Raw genomic sequence first — 17748 nt, forward strand, 5'->3', positions numbered from 1 at the left:
GTGACGAGGAACGCGCCGCCTCCGTCACCCACCTCCTCGCCCTCGAAGCCGCCGGGGGGGGGGGGGCGGGCGGCCGGGGGGGGGGGGGGCCCCGCGGGGGGCGTCGCTGGAAGTGGGGGCAGCGAGTCGGCGTTCGTCGTCGCCGGTGCGTGACGCCTTCTCCTTACGTCACGCACCGGCGACGACGACCGGCCGGTGACCGCCCGAAGACCCGTGGGGAGGGCCGCCGGAACGGGCCGGGCCGGAAGCGGCCCGGCGCGGAGCAGGGGGGAGTGCCCGTGCCGGGCCGTGGAGGGTTCGTGCCGGGCGACGATGCGCCCGAGTTGGACAACACAGGTCCGGGAGACGCGGGCGGTGCCGCGTGGCTGGGATCCGGCGCCACGGATCCGGGGGAAGCCAGGGGCAGTTCTAGACCTGAGGGTCAGTCAACGTCAAGCGGCTGTATGCGAGTTGACGATCGTTCAAGGAAACCGCTGAAGGGGAACGGGGCATTCACCGAAGCCCTGGCCAGCACCGGGGCACACGCGATACACAATCAACATCCTTTTTTCACAACTACCTTGACCCTGCAAAGTAACCACGGGTAACTTCCGGGTTGGCTACTGCGGAGTACGAGTAAGCCCTTCCACCCCGTCCGGGAGGTGGAGGGAGGCGTGCGCTCGCAGCCGCTGTCCGCGCCAGGACAACGCGCCGCTGATGCCCAACCCGCACTGACTATGCACACGGGAGCAGAAATGGCCTCGTCCGCCGACCTCACTCCAGGGAACCCGGAAAGCGGTTCCACACCCGACCCCGCGAGACGCGGGCGGGTCCGGCTGCGCCGCGCCGCGGTGATGGCGGTGCCTGCCGTCGGAGCCCTCGCCGGCCTCGCGATCCTCACTGCCCAGGGGGCGCTGGGCGTGTCGTTCTTCATCTCCGGCATGCCCTTCACGGTCACCGCGAAGTCGCTCGAAGGAACCGGCTTCGAGCAGTTCGGCGCGCTCGACCACATGGACACCAAGAACAACCCGAACGTCGGTGACACGGGCGGTGATGTGCTGGTCGTGACGTCGGCCATCAAGAGCGCGAAGCTGGACAGCCTCTGCCAGAGCGTCGATCTCGGCGGCACCAACCTCCTCATCAAAGCGGGCAGCGGCTCGTCGAAGGTGATGGCGACCGACCTGACCACCGACTCGACGCTGCTGACGGGCGACGCCTCCTTCACCAACATCGAGATCGGCAACGACGCCTACTGGCTCGACAAGGCCGGCGTCAAGGGACAGCCGGGCGTCTTCGGCCAGCAGTCCGACGAAGTCCACATCGACAACCTGCGGCAGACCAACTACAAGACCACCGCAGGGACGTTCACGCTTCCCGGCCTGAAACTCAGCTTCAGCGACACGGGTTGCTGATGTCGGACAGTCCACGACAGGGGTGGCGGCCCGCCTTCCGCGCATGGCGAGCCCATCGGCCGTTCTGGGGCGGGCTGTTGCTGACCCTGGGCGGTGGGTGGATCCTGCTCACCGAGAAGGCCTCGCTGAAGGTCATCATGCACGTCGGCATGCAGGGCGTGGCCGGCTATCTGCTGCCGACGGTGATGGTGCTGTGCGGACTGCTGACCCTCTTCAGCCCGGCCCAGCGCCTGTTCTACTCGATCATCGGCGTCCTGTGCTCCCTAGGCAGCTGGCTCACCTCCAACCTGGGCGGCTTCTTCGTCGGCCTCGCCCTCGGCGCCGTCGGCAGCTGCCTGATCTTCGGTTGGCTGCCGGACCAGGAGCCGCGCGTCAGCCGACGCAAGCGCAAGAAGGAAGCACGCGCCACGGAGGCCGTACAGGCCTAGAAGCGGTACCGACAGGCCCCTGCGCCACGTCCGTCCACGGGACGCGACGGGCGCGGGGCCTGTGGCGTGCCCGCGTCCCGCATGCCGCCGCTGGTCGACACTACGACCTGCAGCGGGCACCGCTGGCGGGGCCTCCTCACGCGTACGAGAGCCCTGCCGTCAACAGGAACCGGCAGGGCTCTCGCAGCCTTACGAACGTCAGACCAGCCCGACGAACCCCGCCCACGCCTCACGCGACACCGTCAGCATCGGGCCGGCCTCGGCCTTGGAGTCCCGGACGTGCACAACTGCTGTACCGGCCGCCACCTCTACACAATCGCCGCCCTCTGCCCCGCTGTAGCTGCTCTTGAACCAGGCGAGGCCAGAGGTGGCGGTCGAGGACTCAGCGTTGTTCATAGCGCTCCCAGCAATCCTTCGATGAACTCCAGTGACTCTCGCGGAGGGAGAGCCTGTGATCGGATGATCCCATAGCGTGCGGCGGCGAGAGTCGTCTGTTCCGCGTCCGTCTGGAGAGCGCTCGTTCCCTGAGCCTCCGCGTACACGAACTTCTTGCCGTCCTTGCGGATAACGATGGTGAATGGCCCGTCCACACCAGCGCTTTCCTCGCGGTCGAGCGGCATGATCTGCATCTCGACGTTCCGCTTCTGCCCGATCAGACGGATGTGTTCCAACTGCCCCCGGAGCACGCCCCTGCCACCGTAGGGACGCCGTAGCACCGACTCGTCCAGTACGAAACTCAGCAACGGCGCGGGCCAGCGGTCGAAGATCTCCTGCCTGGCCAACCGGGCTGCCACGCGCTGCTCGATGGTCTCCTGATCCAAAACCGGGCGTCGCATGGCCAGCAGCGCCCGCATGTAGTCCTCTGTCTGGAGCAGGCCCTTGACCACGAGTGTGTCATAGGAGAGCAGTTCCATCGCCTCCTTCTCCAACGCCGCCATCCCCTGAAAGAACACCGGATACTGAGCCTTCTCCACCTCCTCCTTCCATACGCTCAACATCCCCTCCGCGCCCACCACTTCGTCCGCCCGGTCGATCGTCCTCGGCGACGGGATCCTCCGCCCCTGCTCGAACGACGCGACCGTCGACGCGGAGTACCCGATCCGCCGCCCGAACTCCTCCCGGTCCAGCCCCGCACGCACCCGCAGCGTCTTCATGGTCAGCCCGAACGCGACGACGAGACCCTTCCCGTCCTCCGGCCGCCGCCCGCCCCCGTCGTCGTTCTCCCACCCGTCCCCGAGGCTCACGACCCCGCCCGCCTCACCTCCGGTGTCCGCAAGCGCCCCGCCCTCCGCCACACCCGTCGTACGCTCAGTCATCGACCACCGCCTCCCCGGCCCAACGCCTGCCCACCGGACGCCGTAACGCCGCGCGCCTCGTACTCGTACCGACACTGCGCGTACAGCCGGTCCGCGTCGGTGCGTCACCACTGGTCACGCTACGCGATCGGCGACACCGTTGTCGGCATGACGACGAAACAGCTGCCCCTCGCCGCCCGCATCTTCGAGATGCGGTTCACCTCGACACCCCGAGGAGCCCGCCTCGCCCGCCGCCTGACCGCCGTCCGGCTGGACGCCTGGGGCATTCCGTACGGCACCGACCCGCACGACGCCCTCGTCCTGATCGTCGCCGAGCTCAGCGCCAACGCCGTGCGCCACGGACACGTACCCGGCCGGGACTTCCACCTCCGTGTGCTCGCGCCGGCCGACGGCCGCACCGTCCGCGTCGAGGTCACCGACACCCGCGCCGAACGCCTGCCCCGCCGCCCCGCCGCCGTACCGGAGGCCGACGGTGCCGAGGAGACCGGGCGCGGGTTGCTCCTCGTATCGCGACTGGCCGCCCGCTGGGACTGGCACCCGCGTGCGGACGGTCCGGGCAAGACGGTCTGGGCGGAGTACGCGCTCCAAGAGGGATAGCGCAAGCGCTGCGCGGCGCTGCCCGCGTCAAGTGCCGAGCAGGACCACAGACGCGGTGGGTCCAAGGACGCCGTCAGGCAGCTCAGCCCTCTCTGCTGTCCCGTCCACCAGGCCGACGAGGAACGCGAGCATGCCACCATCGCACTCCCACCAGGCGCCGTTGCGGCCACTGGCGACCACTGGCCACAGCTCCGGTGCCGGGCCGGCCAGGCGCCAGTAGAAGACATCGCCCTCGATCGACTCGCCCCAGGGAAGCAGCCCCCCGGGCTCCGGGTACGCCGTGTAGTCCTCGGCGTCGCCGGCCTCTTGGAGATCCCGCAGGATCTCCAAGCCGTAGCGCACTCCTTCGACGAACTCCTCCTCCCGCCCGGGAGTGGGGCTCCAGATCCGGAGGAACTCGTCGATCTCCACCGGCGGGTAGGCCTCGGTGAACTCCTTGAAGTCCGCCGGGAGGCCGACACCCAGCGAGCCTTCCAGGGCCCGCCAGTCCACCCGGCGGGCGGCGCCCGGACGGACCGTCCGCAACCCCGGCATCGTGCGCTCCAGGTCCTCAACGTTCAGCATGTGTCCTGCCAGCTCGAGTTGTTCTCCACCGTCACGTCAAACAGGGGGTCTGGCCTTGGTGCGGAATGCTGCACGCAGTTCCCCTGCTTGAGTTGCGTCACTATCCTCCTCTCCCTCGCCACATGCCGCTCTTTTCATACGGTCGAATGCGGTTGAGAAGTTCTCTGCACGCGGTGCCCCGTTGGACTGGTCACCGATGATGCGGGTCTTGTTGTAGGTGGCCCGTTGGCTGCCGGACTGGGAGCCAACGGGTTGGCCGACGCAAGCGACGCCAGGCGCGCGCGGACTATGTGCGGGCAGACGCCTGGACCTTCTTCACCGTCTTTGCGAGTGCACCCGGCAGCCGGGCAGAGGGAACACCGCCGGGCGAGTGCGGCGAACGAGCGGTGGTCTCGTGGTCGTCAATCGGTTACCGGGGGCGGTCCGGGTGACCCCGACCGCAGCGCGGCGGTATTCGCCTACCGAGCGTTCCTGCTCCCAGGGGTCCGCTAATCTCGCATGCCAGACGTCCGACGATGGCCCGGATCGCGAACAGTACGATGCCACCAGACTGGCGCCGCGGCCGATCCGGCGCACTTAAGAGTCCGGACGATCGCGATGGACAACACGCCTGCCGTTCGCCATAGCGACGGCATCAACCTGCGTCACACCAGATCCGCGCCAAGACCAAGGAGATCGCCGACGCGGCCAGGCCCGCCGATTGCAACGGCAGCCCTGGAAAGTGATCACAGACCGTGATCCGCCGTGTGACGACGCCTGTAGCCACGGCCGTCACGAACACTTTCAGGGATTTCGAATTTTCTGCAGCAGTTTACTCAAATCCGCGGTTGCCTGGAGACAGAATTCCTGATCGGAATTCTTGAGATCCGACAGGACCCCCACATACCCCTTTGCAGCCCTTGCGAATTCTCGCCTCAACCTCTGCGTCATGATGACCCAGTTCTCCGCCGAGAGATCCACCGCCCACTCGACATCCCCATCAAATTCCGCCACAATCCGCTGAAAATCGTCCCGCACCCGATCCTGCGGATCGCTGTAGCGCCACACGACCATTGGCGGACGGACAAGCGAATCGAGGGGATCACGCCCAACGGATATCCTGGACCACTGGACCGCTCCTCGGGCTTCGAGGGCTCGCAGCACATCCTGAGAGCCGATCACGAGAACGGCCCGTCGAAGCCAGGAGGCCCGAACCTGAGCCCCGGATTGAGCGACCGGATCATCTTCATGAAATCACCCCGCGGGATCGCATCGGAGCTCATTCGCGGATCATACACATACCGTCCATCGGTGTACACCTGGTGGTACGAGTACTCGACGGTGGTACCGCCTTCCGGGACCAGCAAGTTTTCACCTTCCCCCTTGAGAGAGATAATTCGCCCTTCACCGCCCGCAGCTCTGAGGAGATTTTCTGCAATTTCAGAGCAGTCCACTGAACTCTCGTGGATGGGTTGCCTCGCCATCGCCCTCATGACGGCCTCATTCGGCGGATGATTCGGGTTTGGACTACGAAAGCCGAAGGGGTTCCCACTCGACTCGTCCGGTTCTTCCGGCTCGGATGTGCAGCCGCCCGTCGACGGCGGGTTCGCGGAGCCGCCGCCGGACCCGCTACCGCTGCCCGCGGCAGTCTGCTCGGTCGTCTTGTCATGGTCGTCGGTCGCCTTCGAGCTGGTGGCGTCGTGACCGGCCGCGGCGGCGGCGTCCTCCTTGGGGCTGGTGCCGATGATCGGGGTGGTGTTGACGCCACCGAGGTTCTGGTCCTTCGGGCGGGTGGGGATGCCGTGTGCGCCGCAGTCGTCGGCTGTCGAGGCGGCCAGGGCCAGGCCGAAGAGGATTTCCTCGGCGCCGCCGGCGGCGAGGTCCCCCCAGATGGCCTCGCCGACGCCTTCCAGGCCCTCGGCGATCGCCCCGCCGCCGCCGTAGCTCGCGGCGCCGTAACCGTAGGCGAGCCCGCCTCCGATGGCGACTCCGTAGTAGTAGCCCGAGTAGTTGGTCCCGGACGAGCCGTACGAGCCGTAGGAGTTGCCGTACGAAACGCTGCCCGAGTCGGAGCCTGAGCCGTGGCCGCCGGAGTGGCTCGACAGCTCCGAGTTCATCGCGTCGTCGAACTCGTTCTGGAACTGCTGCTCCTGGTCGGCGATCTGCTGCTGCAGGGCCCGTTCGTCGGCGGCGTTACGGGCCTCCTGACGTGCGTTCTCCCGCTTCCAGATGGCGAGTTGCTCTTGGGAGTACTTCTCCATCCGGCCCCAGGCCCCCGCCTGCCACTGCTTGAGCCAGGCCTGCTGCGCCTCGTAGGCCTGCTCCTGGGCCTTGATGTCGTCGCTGGTGCAGGCGTCGTGGCCGGAGGTGTCCGTGGCATCGAGCGGGTCGTCGTTGCCGTAGGCGTACGGGTTGGCGTTGACGGCGGGGGTGGCCGGGTTGGTCACCGTGTCGGCGCTGGTGAAGTCGCCGTTGGCGGGGTTGTACCAGCGGGCGGCGGCGTTGACGTAACCCGTCCCCGGGTCGGTCCAGCCGGACTGGTAGCCGAGGTCGGTCCGCGTGCCGCTGGTGGCGGTGGGCGTGCCGTAGGCGTCGTAGGCGGTGGACCCCGTCAGCGCGGTGCCGGTGGCGGTGAAGGTGCCCGTGACGTCGCCGTGGCTGTCGGTCAGCGCGAGGCCGGCGCCGGTACCGTCGGCCGCGCTGACGGCGAGCAGGCCGCCGGCCGGGTCGCGGGCGAAGTCCTGGGCACCGTCGGAGACGGCGTTGTTGGTGCCGTCGGCGTAGGTGAAGGTGGCGTTCCGACCGCCGGAGGCGGCCGTCGTCAGCCGGCCCAGGCCGTCGTAGCCATAGCTGGAGCCCGTACTGGTGCCGGTCAGCTCGTCGAAGGCGTCGGAGGTGAAGGTCGTGGTGGAGCCGCTAGAGGTGACGCTGGATGTCGTGCCGCGGGCGGTGTAGCCGTAGGTGGTGGTGGCCGGCCCGTTGGTGACGGAGGTCAGCTGGTTACGGGCGTTGTAGGTGGCCGTCGTGGAACCGGCGCTGGTTCGGTTGCCGTTGGCGTCGTAGCCGTAACTGGTCGTCGAGGAGCCGGTGGTGGCTGACTTCAGACGGCCCGCGTAGTCGTAGTCGTACGTGCTGGTCCCGGAGCCCGCCGTGCCGGTGGTGGTGCGGGTGGCGATCTGACCGTCCGCGTTGTAGGTGTACGCGGCCGACGCCTCGGTGGACCCGGACGGGGTCTTCAGGGTGTCGGCGGTGAGCTGGTGCAGCGCGTTGTAGTCATAGCCGCGGGTCGCGCCGTTCGTGCCGTAGGTGACGGTCTTGGGCTGGCCGAGCTGGGTGTACGTCAGCGTCGCCGTCGTGCCGGTCAGGGGGTCGGTCTCGCTGTTGACCCGGCTGTCGGCGTCGTAGCCGAAGGTGGCGGTGCCGGTGGCGTCGGTGCGGGTGGCGATGTCGCCGTTCGCGTCGTAGGCGTAGGTCGCGCTGCCTCCCGGGCCTCCCATGGTGAGCAGGAGACCTCGGTCGTCGTAGGTGAAGGTGTCGGTGCCGGTCGGTGCGGAGACGGCGGTGGGGCGGCCGTCGTCGTCGTAGGAGAAGCTGCGGGTCGCCGTGGCGGCTTCGGCGCCGCTGCCGGACTCCCCTGTCAGCCGTCCGCTGTCGTCGTAGGACTCGGTGAGCGTGACCCCGCCGGGCCGGGTGATGGTGTGCTGTCGGCCGTCGGCGTCGTAGGAGAAGGCCGTGGTGCGGTCGGCGGTCGAGGTGAGGCCGGTGATGCTGGGGGCGACGCTGGTCTCCTGTTGGCCCAGCGGGTTGTAGGTGTAGTAGGTCGCGTTCTTGTCGGCGTCGGTGTAGCGGGTCTCGTGGCCCGCGGCGTCGTAGCCGAAGGAGGTCGTGATCGAGGTGCTCGCGTCCACCGGCTGGGTCTGGCTGACGGTCCGGTTCAGGGCGTCGAAGGTCGCGGTGGTGGTGTGCTGCCGGGCGTCGGTGGCCGAGGTCTGGTTGCCCGCGGCGTCGTAGCCGTAGGAGGTGGAGCTGAGGGTGGCGCCGTTCGCGTCGAGCTGGGCCGTGGCGACGAGGCGCTCCGCCTGGTCGTAGCTCCACGTGGCCGCGGTGGAGTCGGCGGCCGTGGTTCTGACCACCTGCCCGGCGGCGTCGTAGGCGTACGACGTGGTGTTGCCGAGCGCGTCCGTGACCGTGCTCGCCTCGCCGAGCGCGTCGTAGGTCGCGCCGGCCTTGTTGCCGAGCGGGTCCTCGATGGAGGTGAGGTCACCGAGACCGTCGTAGCCGTACTTCGTCGTGTAGGCCGCCGCTGCGGGGTGCCGCTCCACCTGGGTGCTGGTGCTGCGGCGGCCGAGCGCGTCGTACGTGGACTCGGTACGGGCGCCGGTCGGATCGGTGATGTTGAGGATCTCGCCGTCGGTGTCGTAGCCGACGTGGGTGACGCGGCCGCCGGGCAGGGTCTGCTGGACCTTGTCGCCGAGCTGGTCGTACACGTAGGACGCGGTGTTGTTCAGCGGGTCGGTCTCGGTGTGCAGTTCGCCGAGCGCGTCGTACGTGTAGGAGGTGGTGGGGGTGATGGTGCCGGAGCCGTCCGGCGGGGTGTACGCGGGCCGGGAGACCGCCTGGACGCGGCCGTCGGGGTCGTAGGTGGTGGTGACGATGTTCCCGTCGGCGTCGTCGGTCTCGATCGGTTCGCCGAACGTGTCGTAGCCCGACTTGGCGACGGCCACCGTCTGCTGGGCGGCACCGCCGCCGGTCTCGGTGCTGACCGGCGGCGAGGTCGTGGTGGTGAGCCGCCCGTCCTCGTCGTAGGCGTAGGTGGTGGTGTAGGCGGACGCGGTGGCGCCGGGGGCGTTGCCACGCGGGTCGGTCATCGTCAGCGGCAGGCCCCGCTGGTCGTAGGTCCAGGTGGTGGTCAGCGGCGCGGAGCCGGCGGTGCCGGCCGAGGTGTGCAACGAGGCGACCTCGGCGGCGGTCAGGACGCGGTTGTACGTCTGGACCTTGCTGACCGAGCCGTTGAAGTACTGGGCGGCGGCCCCGGCCGTGTATCCGCGGCCGATGACGAGCGGGCCGGAGCTCGCGATGGGTGTGGTGTCGGTCGCTGTGTTCTGGGCGGTGCCGTTGACGTAGAGCGTCATCTTGCCGCTGCTCGCGTCGTACGTGCCGACCAGGTGCGTCCAGGAGTTGAGCGTGGGTGCCGCCGTGGAGGTGGCACCCGCCAGGGTCGGGGAGGCGACGTCGGTGGTGGCGCGATCGAAGGCCCAGCGGCCGGCGGTCGGGTTGTAGTCGAGGGAGAACCCGGCCGCCTGGGTGCCCTGTTGGGCCAGGACTGTCTGCCAGGTGCCGCTGGGCGTGCTGGTGATCTTCGCCCAGGCGGACACCGAAAAGTTCTTGGTGGTGTCGAGAACGGGTCCGGAGGTGGCGATCTGTCCGGCCCCCGCGAAGACGGCGGAGCCGCCGTTCTCCGGTGACCAGCTCGTCGAGGCGTTCAGCGTGCCGGCGTTCCCGGCGCCGGAGTGGTCGCCGGCGGTCGGGTTCTCGCCGTCGTCGAGTTTCCACCAGCCCGCCGCGCCCACCGACACCGGGGACTCGCCGGTGGTGGTGGAGGAGGCGTAGAGCTGGCTGATCTCCGCGTCGTAGAGTTCGCGCCCGTACAACTGGACGTCACGGATCCGGCCCGCGAACCAGTTGACGGAGGCGCCCGCGGCTTTGCCCCGGCCGATCGCGACGCCCGTGGTGCTGGCCATCGGCGTGGTATCGGAGACCAGGGTGCAATTTTGGCAGATGCCGCTGACCTCGACGCCGTTGACGTAGAGGCTCATGGACCCGAGGACGTCGTACACGCCGACCAGGTGGGTCCACGTGCCGGCCGTCGCCGGGGTGGGGTCGCTGGCGACGTAGTCGGTCGACGAGGCTGTGTCGTTGCTCGCGCGGACGAACGCCCAGGACTTGGTGGTGTGGTTGTACTCCAACTGGAAGGCGCTGTTCTGGGCGCCCTGCTGGCTGACGACCGTGAAGTCCTTCGTGGTGCTGGTGGCGCTCAGGTACGCCCACGCCGAGACGGTGAAGCCCTGGGTGGTGTCCACCACGGGCGTACCACTAGTGAGGATCGCTCCGGAGGTGCCGTTGAAGGCCGTGTAATTACTGCCGGGCGGCCCCCAGGAAGCACCGGTGCTCGGGGTACCTGTGAATCCGTTCCCCGAGGAGTCGGCGGCGCTGACGGCGCCCTCGTCCAACGGCCAGTAACCGGTCGGGCCGGTGGTGTCGGTGCGAACGGACTGTGCGGTGCGGTTTCCGGCCGCGTCGTAGGAGTAGCCGATCTGCCTGCTCTGGCCGCCGCCGGTGAGGATGCGGGAGAGGACGTTGTCGTCCGGGTCGAAGGTGTTGACGGTGATCCGGTTGACGCCGGACGGGTCGACCGCGGTCCTGGTGGTCCGGTCGGCGGCGTCCACCGTGTACTGGGTCTGCTTGAGGCAGGCCGTGCCGGACCAGACGTCGCACGCCCAGGTCATGTTGCCGGCGGCGTCGTAGTCGTAGGCCTTGGTGGTCGTGGCGCTGGAGGTGCCGGAGGCGTCGGTCTGGGACTGGAGCAGGTTGTCGTCGAAGTAGCTGTAGGCGGTGGTCCGGCCCATGGAGTCGGTGACGGAGGCGAGCCGTCCCGCCGGGTCGTAGGCCCGGGACTGAACGACCAGGTCCTGCGGGTCCGAGGGCGCGGTGGGGTCGCCGGTCCAGCCGAGCAGGGTCGTGGTGAGCAGTTGGCCGGTCGGCGAGTAGGCGTAACGGTAGGTGGTGCCTGCCGAGTTGGTCTCGGTCGTCCTGCGGCCGAAGCTGTCGTACGTGTACCCGGTGACCTGGCCAGCCGGGTCGGTGACGGTCTTGACGCGGTCGTTGTCGTCGTAGACGTAGGTCGTCGCACGCGTGGCGTCGTGACCGGTGGTGTCGGCGGTCGACGTGCCGGTCAGGTCACCGTCCGCGTCGTAGCTGTACGTCGTCTTCGGGGTGTGGGTGACGCCCCTGACCGCGTCGGTGGTCGCCGGACCGGTCTCGGTGAGGGTCCGGCCCAGCGGGTCGTAGGTGTATACCGTCTGCGCACCGCCTACCAGCGCGCCGGCAGCAGAAAGTGTCGCAGGGTACGTGTCGGAGCTGACCACCTTGGTGGTGAGGTGGCCGAGGGTGTCGTTCAGGTAGTAGGTGATCTGGCCGGACGGGTCCGTCTCGCTGCAGACCTTCCCGAGACGCACGGTGCCGCAGTAGTGGTAGCGGGTGACCTTGCCGCTCGGGTCGGTGACCGTGGCGAGCATCCCGTACACTTCGTTATACGAATTGCCCGTATAGTCCGCAAATATCTCGTTTTCGTTGTAGTACGTATAGCTGGTCTTGCGGCCGCTCGGGTAGTCCGGTGTCGGGGGCGTGGTTACGGAGGCCAGGGCGCCGAACGGAGTGTAGGTGTAGGCCGTCCGGTAGGCCGGGTTGGCGGTTCCGGTCGCGCCCGAGCGGGCGTCGGCGGCGTAGAGGACCTTGCCGTTCAGCGGGTCCATCGGGTCGGACGCGTTGGTGTGGTAGCTGAAGTACGAAGTCTGGCAGGAGTTGGCCTGCCGGCAGGTGGTCGTCGTCAGGACGTTGCCGTAGGCGTCGTGCTGACGCGTGGTCGAGTGCCCGTCGGGGTCGGTGACGGCGTCCTGGAAGCCGAGGGAGTCGTAGGCGTACGTCGTCCGGCCGCCGCCCGCGTCGGTGATGGAGGTGGTGCGGTTTCCGTTCGACGGGTCGAAGGTGTACGTCTCGGTGTGTTGCGCGGGGTCGGTGACCGTCAGCGTGGTGGACGGCATGAGCAGCGTCGCCGACCCCTTGGCCTTGTACAGCCCGAGCGGAGCCTCGACGCTGCTCTGGCCGAGGTCGGTCTGGTAGACGCCGACCTGGCCGATCTCGCCGTTGAAGTACCCGAGCGCGTTGCTCGGCGACTTCGGCCAGGAGCCGGCGACATATCCGGCGCCGACGCTCACCGTGGTCTCGCCCCAGGTCTTCACCTGGCCCGCGATGGACTTGCCGCTGCGCGTGGCCTGGCTCTGTCCGTCGAGCCAGAGTGTCTGGGTGGTGCCGCTCGCGGTGAGCATCACCAGGTGCCAGTTGCCGTCGTTGACAGCGGCCTTGGAGGCCATCGGCGAGAGGCTGCCGTCCCAGAACTGGCCGTGCAGCAAACCGTCGGAGCCGATGTACAGGGCCGGAGTGTAGTTGCCGCTGAGCGTGGTGCCGATCTGACCGTTCTGGTACGAGAAGAGGACGCCGCCCGCCTGCTTGGTGTTGAACCAGAGTGCGACGGAGGCGCTGCCGCTGCTGTCGTCGAGAGCTCCGCTCGGCAGTGACAGGTAGGAGTCGGTGCCGTTGAACCCGGCCGCGGAGTCCCCGCCGGGGCCGAAGATGCCGGGTTCGCCGAGCATGACGTCGTTGTAGATGCCGTCGGAGGCGCTGCCGGCCGTGTTGTCGATGCCGTACTGGTTGGCGGCGGTGAGGCCGGCGGTCTCGGTCAACGGGTAGTCGAGGGCGGGCCGGGTCCCGCGGACGGCGCCGTAGTAGTAGTCGTTGCTGCCGGTGGTGACCGGGGTGGCGATCTGGTAGGTGCCGCCGTCGGCGTCGGTGACGCTGGACGCGCGGTCGGTCAGCGCGTCGTAGCCGACGGCGAGCGCGGTCTTGCCGGAGGGCAGGGTGGTGCCGGTCAGTTCGCGGGAGGCGAGGGTGGCGGAGGCGTACTCCTGCTGCACGGCGGGCAGGCCGAGCGGGTGCTGGAGGAAGGAGACGTCCTCGATCTGGCCGTTGAACCAGCCCAGCGCGTTGCCGGAGGGCACCGATGGCCAGGAGCCGGCGAGTTCGCCCGCGCCGACGGTGGTGTAGGGCCAGGATCCGTAACTGATGGTGCTGCCCGTTAGCGTGGCGACCTTGGCGCCGTCCAGGAAGAGGCTCTGGTCGGTGCGGGCGCCGGAGAGCACGGCGTAGTGCCACTTGCCGTCATTGACCGCGTTTGGCGAGGCCATCGGCGCGGCGTGCCCGTTCCAGAACTCGGCGTGGAGTTTGCCGTCGGTACCGACGTACATCGACGGGACGAAGCCGGACGAGACCGAGGTACCGGGTTTTCCGCTCTGGTACGAGAAGAGCGTCCCGCCCGCCTGCGTGGTTTTGAACCACATGCCGACCGCGAGGTTGCTGCTGTTCGCGGGCAGGTTGTCGGGCAGCGACACGTACGAGCTGGTGCCGTTGAAGGAGGCCGCGGTGGCGGGGGTGCCGGCCAGCGGGCCCGGCTGGCCGAACGTGACATTGGCCGCGGTGGCGTCGGTGGTGCCCTCGTTGGCGGCGACGCCGTCCTTGGCGGTGGCCGAGCCGGTCGTGTCGCCGAGCCGCCAGTAGTCCGTGGGGTTGGAGTCCAGGACCATCGAGGCGAAGTGCGATCCGGAACCGCTGCCGGAGGTGTAGCTGTACTGGGTGCAGGCCGTCGCGGTGGTGCTGCTGCTGTCGGGCGGGCAGACCGAGGTGAGGTCGCCCGCGGAGTCGTAGCCGTACGTCCACGGGTTGCGGGTGGCCGCGAACAGGCCCGGCTTGGAGGTGACCTTGTCGACGTGCGGGACGTTCTTGACGGTGCCGTCCGAGGCGGTGACCTGCTGGATGCCCCAGGTGAGCTGGAGTGTGGTCCCCATGTCGGCACCGTTAACGCCGCCGTTGTTGAAGCCGTTGTTCTGGTCGAGTTCATAGCCGACCGCGGTCGGCTCCTCGGGCTTGATGGTGCTGCCGTCCGGGAGGGCCAGGGTGACGGGCAGCCAATCGACGTCCAGGCCGTGACCATCGCGGTTGCCGTACTGGGTCAGACCCCAGTAGGTCTGACCGGTGACGGGGTCGGTGTTCTGGTCCGTGAAGAAGTACCGCGTGCCCGACTTCTCCGTCAGCATGAAGCCGGCGGTGCCGTACCCACCCGCCGGTGCGGACAGGACGGCGTAGTCGCCGGCCGGCGGGCTGTAGGTGCCGTCGCCGTTCGCGCCGAACCGTTCCTGGCGCCCGTCCGCCCGGGTGATCACCACGTTGCCGGACCCGTCCGCGTCCTCGGTCGCACGCATGTCCAGCAACGACGACCAGCCCGCGCCGAACGCCTTGAAGACGCCCGGGTCGAGGCTGTTGTACGTCCGCTGGATACTGAGCGTCGGGCTGTCGGGAGGACCAGGGACGGTCGCGTCGGTGGTCTGCGTCGAGTAGTCGCCGAGTTGCGGGTCGACGCCCTTGACGGTGGAGTCGTACGGGGCCGCGCCGAGATGTGCCGTCACCAGCGGCTGGGGCGCGGCCGGGATGGTGAAGTAGTCGGGCGCCGACCACAGCGAGGCGGTGTTGCCGTCGCTGACCTGGGCGGTCCAGTAGAAGGTCTTGCCGTAGGCGAGCTTGCCCGTCGGGACGGTCCACACCGGCGTGGTCAGCGAACCCGAAGTGGCGAGGGCGGTCGTCGAGCCGTCGGCGTAGACGTTGAACGAGTAACTGAGCCCGGTGCCCGGGTAGTTGTCCGGGTCGTGGGCCGTGACGGCCAGCGTGGGGGTGAGGCTGAACACCGAGCCGTTGTTGCCCGGGGTGAAGGTGTCGACGATGGGCGGGTTGTTGACCACCGGCAGCGAGTAACAGGTCTGCGGGACCCCGTAGGTGGAGAAGAGGGTCCCGTTGTAGGACATGTCCCAGCAGATCAGATAGGTCTTCCCGGCAGGGAGTGCCGGTATGGACGCGGTGACGGTGACCGGTTTGTTCGGCGCGACCGTCGAGGGCATCGCGGCCGGTGTCGCGGCGGGGCTGGTGAGCAGGGTGCGGGTGCTGCCGGAGACGGTGTAGAGCTGGTACGACAGCTTGTAGCCGTTGGTCGGCGTCCAGGTGGCGGTGCCGCGGTTCTGGACGGTGACCTTGCCCCAGCCGGGCTGGTTGTTCCACGGCGACGCGTAGCTGACCTCGGAGTAGGAGGCGCCCGCGCCGTTGGGCGTGTACTCGATGGCCAGGTAGGGGTCGTCGGCGTAGAACTCCTTGGCCGCCGCCGCGGTCGACGCCGCGCTGAGCCGCAGACCGTAGTTCGACGCCCAGCCGTGGGCCCAGTTCATCACCGTCTTGGTGTCGAGGCTGACGCCCTCCCACTGGCGGCCGTTGGAGCAGTCGGTGCCGGCGGCGAAGCTCGCCGTGCCGATCTGCGCTCCGGCCGCAGGGCCGGGGTAGGTGTCGATCTTCGCCGGGTCCCAGGAGGAGGAGACGGGGGCGACGTTCACGGCCTGGGCGGAGCAGGTGCCGGTGGTGTCCTTGCCGGAGAACTCGGTGTCCAGCCACAGCGTCGAGTTCACGATGTAGTCGTTGGCGAACTGGGTGCCGAACCCGCTGAATTGGAGGAACGAGTTGTAGTCGTTGCTCTGGTACTTGCCCACATAGAGCTGACCGTTGCCGTGGAAGTTCTGGGTGACGCCCGACTCCACGTAGGTCGAGGAGGAGGCGTTGGCCTGGTCCGTGGGGTTGCCGGCCGCGGTCAGCGCCGTCGGGGAGGCGGTGCTCGCCGCGCCCGCGCCGGGCTGGGCGATGTGGGACCAACTTCCGTCGGCCAGGCGACGGTTGACGGCGTGGGTGTGGATCTGGGCCGTGTAGGTGCCGTCGGCGTTCTTGTAGACGGTGGTGGTGGCGGTGTCGAGCCGGGGCTGTTCCACGCTGGTGGACAGGTCGAAGCCCCGGGGCCTGGTCGCCGACGGGGCGGGGACGGCCTTCGGGGCCTGGTGGATCCTGCTGCCGGAGGAGACCGGGCCACTGTGCCGTCCGTGGGTCCGGTAGGCGCCGACGGCGCCCTTGACCTTGCCCGGGTCCGCCGCGGCGAGTCTCGACCGGGCTCTGCTCCCGGTCGCCGAGGCGGGTACGTGGTGTTTCCTGCCCGCCGCCGTGCCGTTCTGCTGCCGGGGCGTCGCCGGCCGGCCCGCCGAGGCGGGCAGTGCCTGGGCCGACTGCCCCGCCAACACGGCGATCAGCGCGCCCGCCGCGACCAGCGCCGTCGCTCTCGGTGAAACGCGCGCACGCCGATGAGAAGCCCAAAAGCGGCCCATGTGTGGATTCCCCCGCCACCGCAAAGTTCGTCAACGAACCTCTGACAGCGAGGGGTTGTATCAGTGGGCCGCATCGCTGCAACAGCCATGCAACTCCGGACATCGCCACAGAAACATCACAAGACACTCGCAAGTTTGAAGATCTCATGAGTCACTCTTGACTGATTCCTGTCAACTCGACGGGTCAATCTTCTTGTGGCACAAGTGAGTTGATGTGCCGTCAGTGAAAAGGCAGCCGGGGGGACGGGGTTCGTGCGGGGGATCTTCAGATCGTTGGCGTACGCCGCGCTGCCGTCATTGCTGGCCGTGTACCCGGCGTCGGCCCCGGCGGCCCCCGTGGCCGCCGCCGCGCAGTGGCCGCTGGACGCCCGGCACTTCGACGCCTCCCGGGTCTGGTCGCTCAGCGAGGGCGAGCACGTCACCGTCGCCGTCGTGGACACCGGTGTGAACGCCCGTCACCCGGACCTGACCGACCGGGTGCTGCCGGGCACGGACCTCACCCACCAGGCCGCGACCGGCCAGGTGGACCTCTCCGACGACTCCCACGGCACCTCCGTCGCCGGGGTCATCGCCGGCGGCGGCACGCACGGCGAGGTGGCCGGGCTGGCCCCGAGGTCGACCGTGCTGCCGGTCCGGGTCAGCGTCGGCACCGCGGCGGACCCGCTCGCGCTCGCCGAGGGGATCGTCTACGCGACCCGTCACGGGGCCGGGGTGATCAACGTGTCCATGGTCACCACCACCGCCGACCCGCAACTGCGGGACGCCGTCGCCTACGCGGTCCGGCACGACGTCGTCCTCGTGGCCGCCGCCGGCAACAACGGCCGCACGGGGAACCCGGTGACCTATCCCGCGGCCTTCCCGGGCGTCGTCGCCGTCTCCGGCACCACCCGCACCGGAGCCTTCTGGCCTGCCAGCGAGTCGGGCCCGTACGTCTCCCTGGCCGGGCCCGCGGTCGGCATCTACTCGACGAGGAGCAGCGGCGGCCACCTCACCGAGTCCGGCACCAGCTACTCGGCCCCGTTCGTCGCCGCCACGGCCGCGCTGCTGCGCTCCCGGTACCCGAAGGAGAGCGCCGGACAGATCGTCGCCCGGCTCATCGGCACCGCCGACCGTACCGGGGCCAGGTCCGGGCGCGACGAGCACGTCGGTTACGGCGTCGTGGACCCGCTCAAGGCTCTCGGCGCGGCGGAACCGGCGTCCCGCGCCAACCCCTTGCTCTCCACGGCCGACTCCGTCCCGGAACGGAGTCGGGCGAGCGGAGGGAGCACCGGGAACCGTACGGCCTGGGTGGCGGGCATCGTCGGGGCAACGGGCCTCGCGGCGGCCGCAGGGGTCGTCGTCCGCCGCCGTCGGCGCGCCGCGCGCGCGAGCTGACCCCACCGTCGACAAGGGACCC

The 17748-nt window shown here is 69.1% G+C and carries 9 protein-coding genes; 4 read left to right on the plus strand and 5 right to left on the minus strand.

The annotated features are described in order from the left end of the window. The first annotated feature begins 734 nt into the window (after positions 1 to 734). Together ACIRVK_RS05230 and ACIRVK_RS05235 are read left to right on the plus strand one after the other, a co-directional pair. A complete protein-coding gene (locus ACIRVK_RS05230) occupies positions 735 to 1391 on the plus strand; it encodes a DUF6230 family protein (protein WP_404244039.1) in 657 nt (218 codons plus the stop codon). Next, positions 1391 to 1819 (plus strand): DUF6114 domain-containing protein, encoded by a 429-nt coding sequence (locus tag ACIRVK_RS05235; RefSeq protein ID WP_404244040.1) that lies wholly within the window; start codon positions 1391 to 1393, stop codon positions 1817 to 1819. Before ACIRVK_RS05230 ends, ACIRVK_RS05235 begins: the two co-directional genes overlap by 1 nt. Before the next feature lie 198 nt (positions 1820 to 2017). Here ACIRVK_RS05235 and ACIRVK_RS05240 read toward each other — a convergent pair whose 3' ends face one another. Together ACIRVK_RS05240 and ACIRVK_RS05245 are read right to left on the minus strand one after the other, a co-directional pair. Then, positions 2018 to 2215, minus strand: coding sequence for a DUF397 domain-containing protein (locus ACIRVK_RS05240; RefSeq protein ID WP_404244041.1), 198 nt, complete (start codon positions 2213 to 2215; stop codon positions 2018 to 2020). Then, entirely contained in the window at positions 2212 to 3135 is a 924-nt protein-coding gene (locus ACIRVK_RS05245; RefSeq protein ID WP_404244042.1) for a helix-turn-helix domain-containing protein, read from the minus strand. The genes ACIRVK_RS05240 and ACIRVK_RS05245 overlap by 4 nt, the downstream gene beginning before the upstream one ends. A gap of 147 nt (positions 3136 to 3282) precedes the next feature. Here ACIRVK_RS05245 and ACIRVK_RS05250 point away from each other — a divergent pair, with 147 nt between their 5' ends. Further along, positions 3283 to 3732, plus strand: a complete 450-nt coding sequence (locus ACIRVK_RS05250; RefSeq protein ID WP_404244043.1) for an ATP-binding protein — start codon at positions 3283 to 3285, stop codon at positions 3730 to 3732. A 27-nt stretch (positions 3733 to 3759) separates the two neighbouring features. Here ACIRVK_RS05250 and ACIRVK_RS05255 read toward each other — a convergent pair whose 3' ends face one another. From ACIRVK_RS05255 to ACIRVK_RS05265, 3 genes are all read right to left on the minus strand, one after another. Continuing rightward, entirely contained in the window at positions 3760 to 4296 is a 537-nt protein-coding gene (locus ACIRVK_RS05255) for an SMI1/KNR4 family protein (protein WP_404244044.1), read from the minus strand. A gap of 783 nt (positions 4297 to 5079) precedes the next feature. After that, a complete protein-coding gene (locus ACIRVK_RS05260; protein WP_404244045.1) occupies positions 5080 to 5349 on the minus strand; it encodes a hypothetical protein in 270 nt (89 codons plus the stop codon). Between the two features lie 104 nt (positions 5350 to 5453). Continuing rightward, entirely contained in the window at positions 5454 to 16352 is a 10899-nt protein-coding gene (locus ACIRVK_RS05265; protein ID WP_404244046.1) for a LamG-like jellyroll fold domain-containing protein, read from the minus strand. Between the two features lie 273 nt (positions 16353 to 16625). On the opposite strand from ACIRVK_RS05265, the gene ACIRVK_RS05270 reads away from it, so the two are divergent. Beyond that, positions 16626 to 17726: a S8 family serine peptidase gene (locus ACIRVK_RS05270; RefSeq protein ID WP_404244047.1), complete on the plus strand. Its 1101-nt coding sequence runs from the start codon at positions 16626 to 16628 to the stop codon at positions 17724 to 17726. Positions 17727 to 17748 lie beyond the last annotated feature (22 nt).

The sequence above is a fragment of the Streptomyces sp. NPDC101152 genome (assembly GCF_044768275.1).
In the GTDB taxonomy this organism is placed as follows: Bacteria; Actinomycetota; Actinomycetes; order Streptomycetales; family Streptomycetaceae; genus Streptomyces.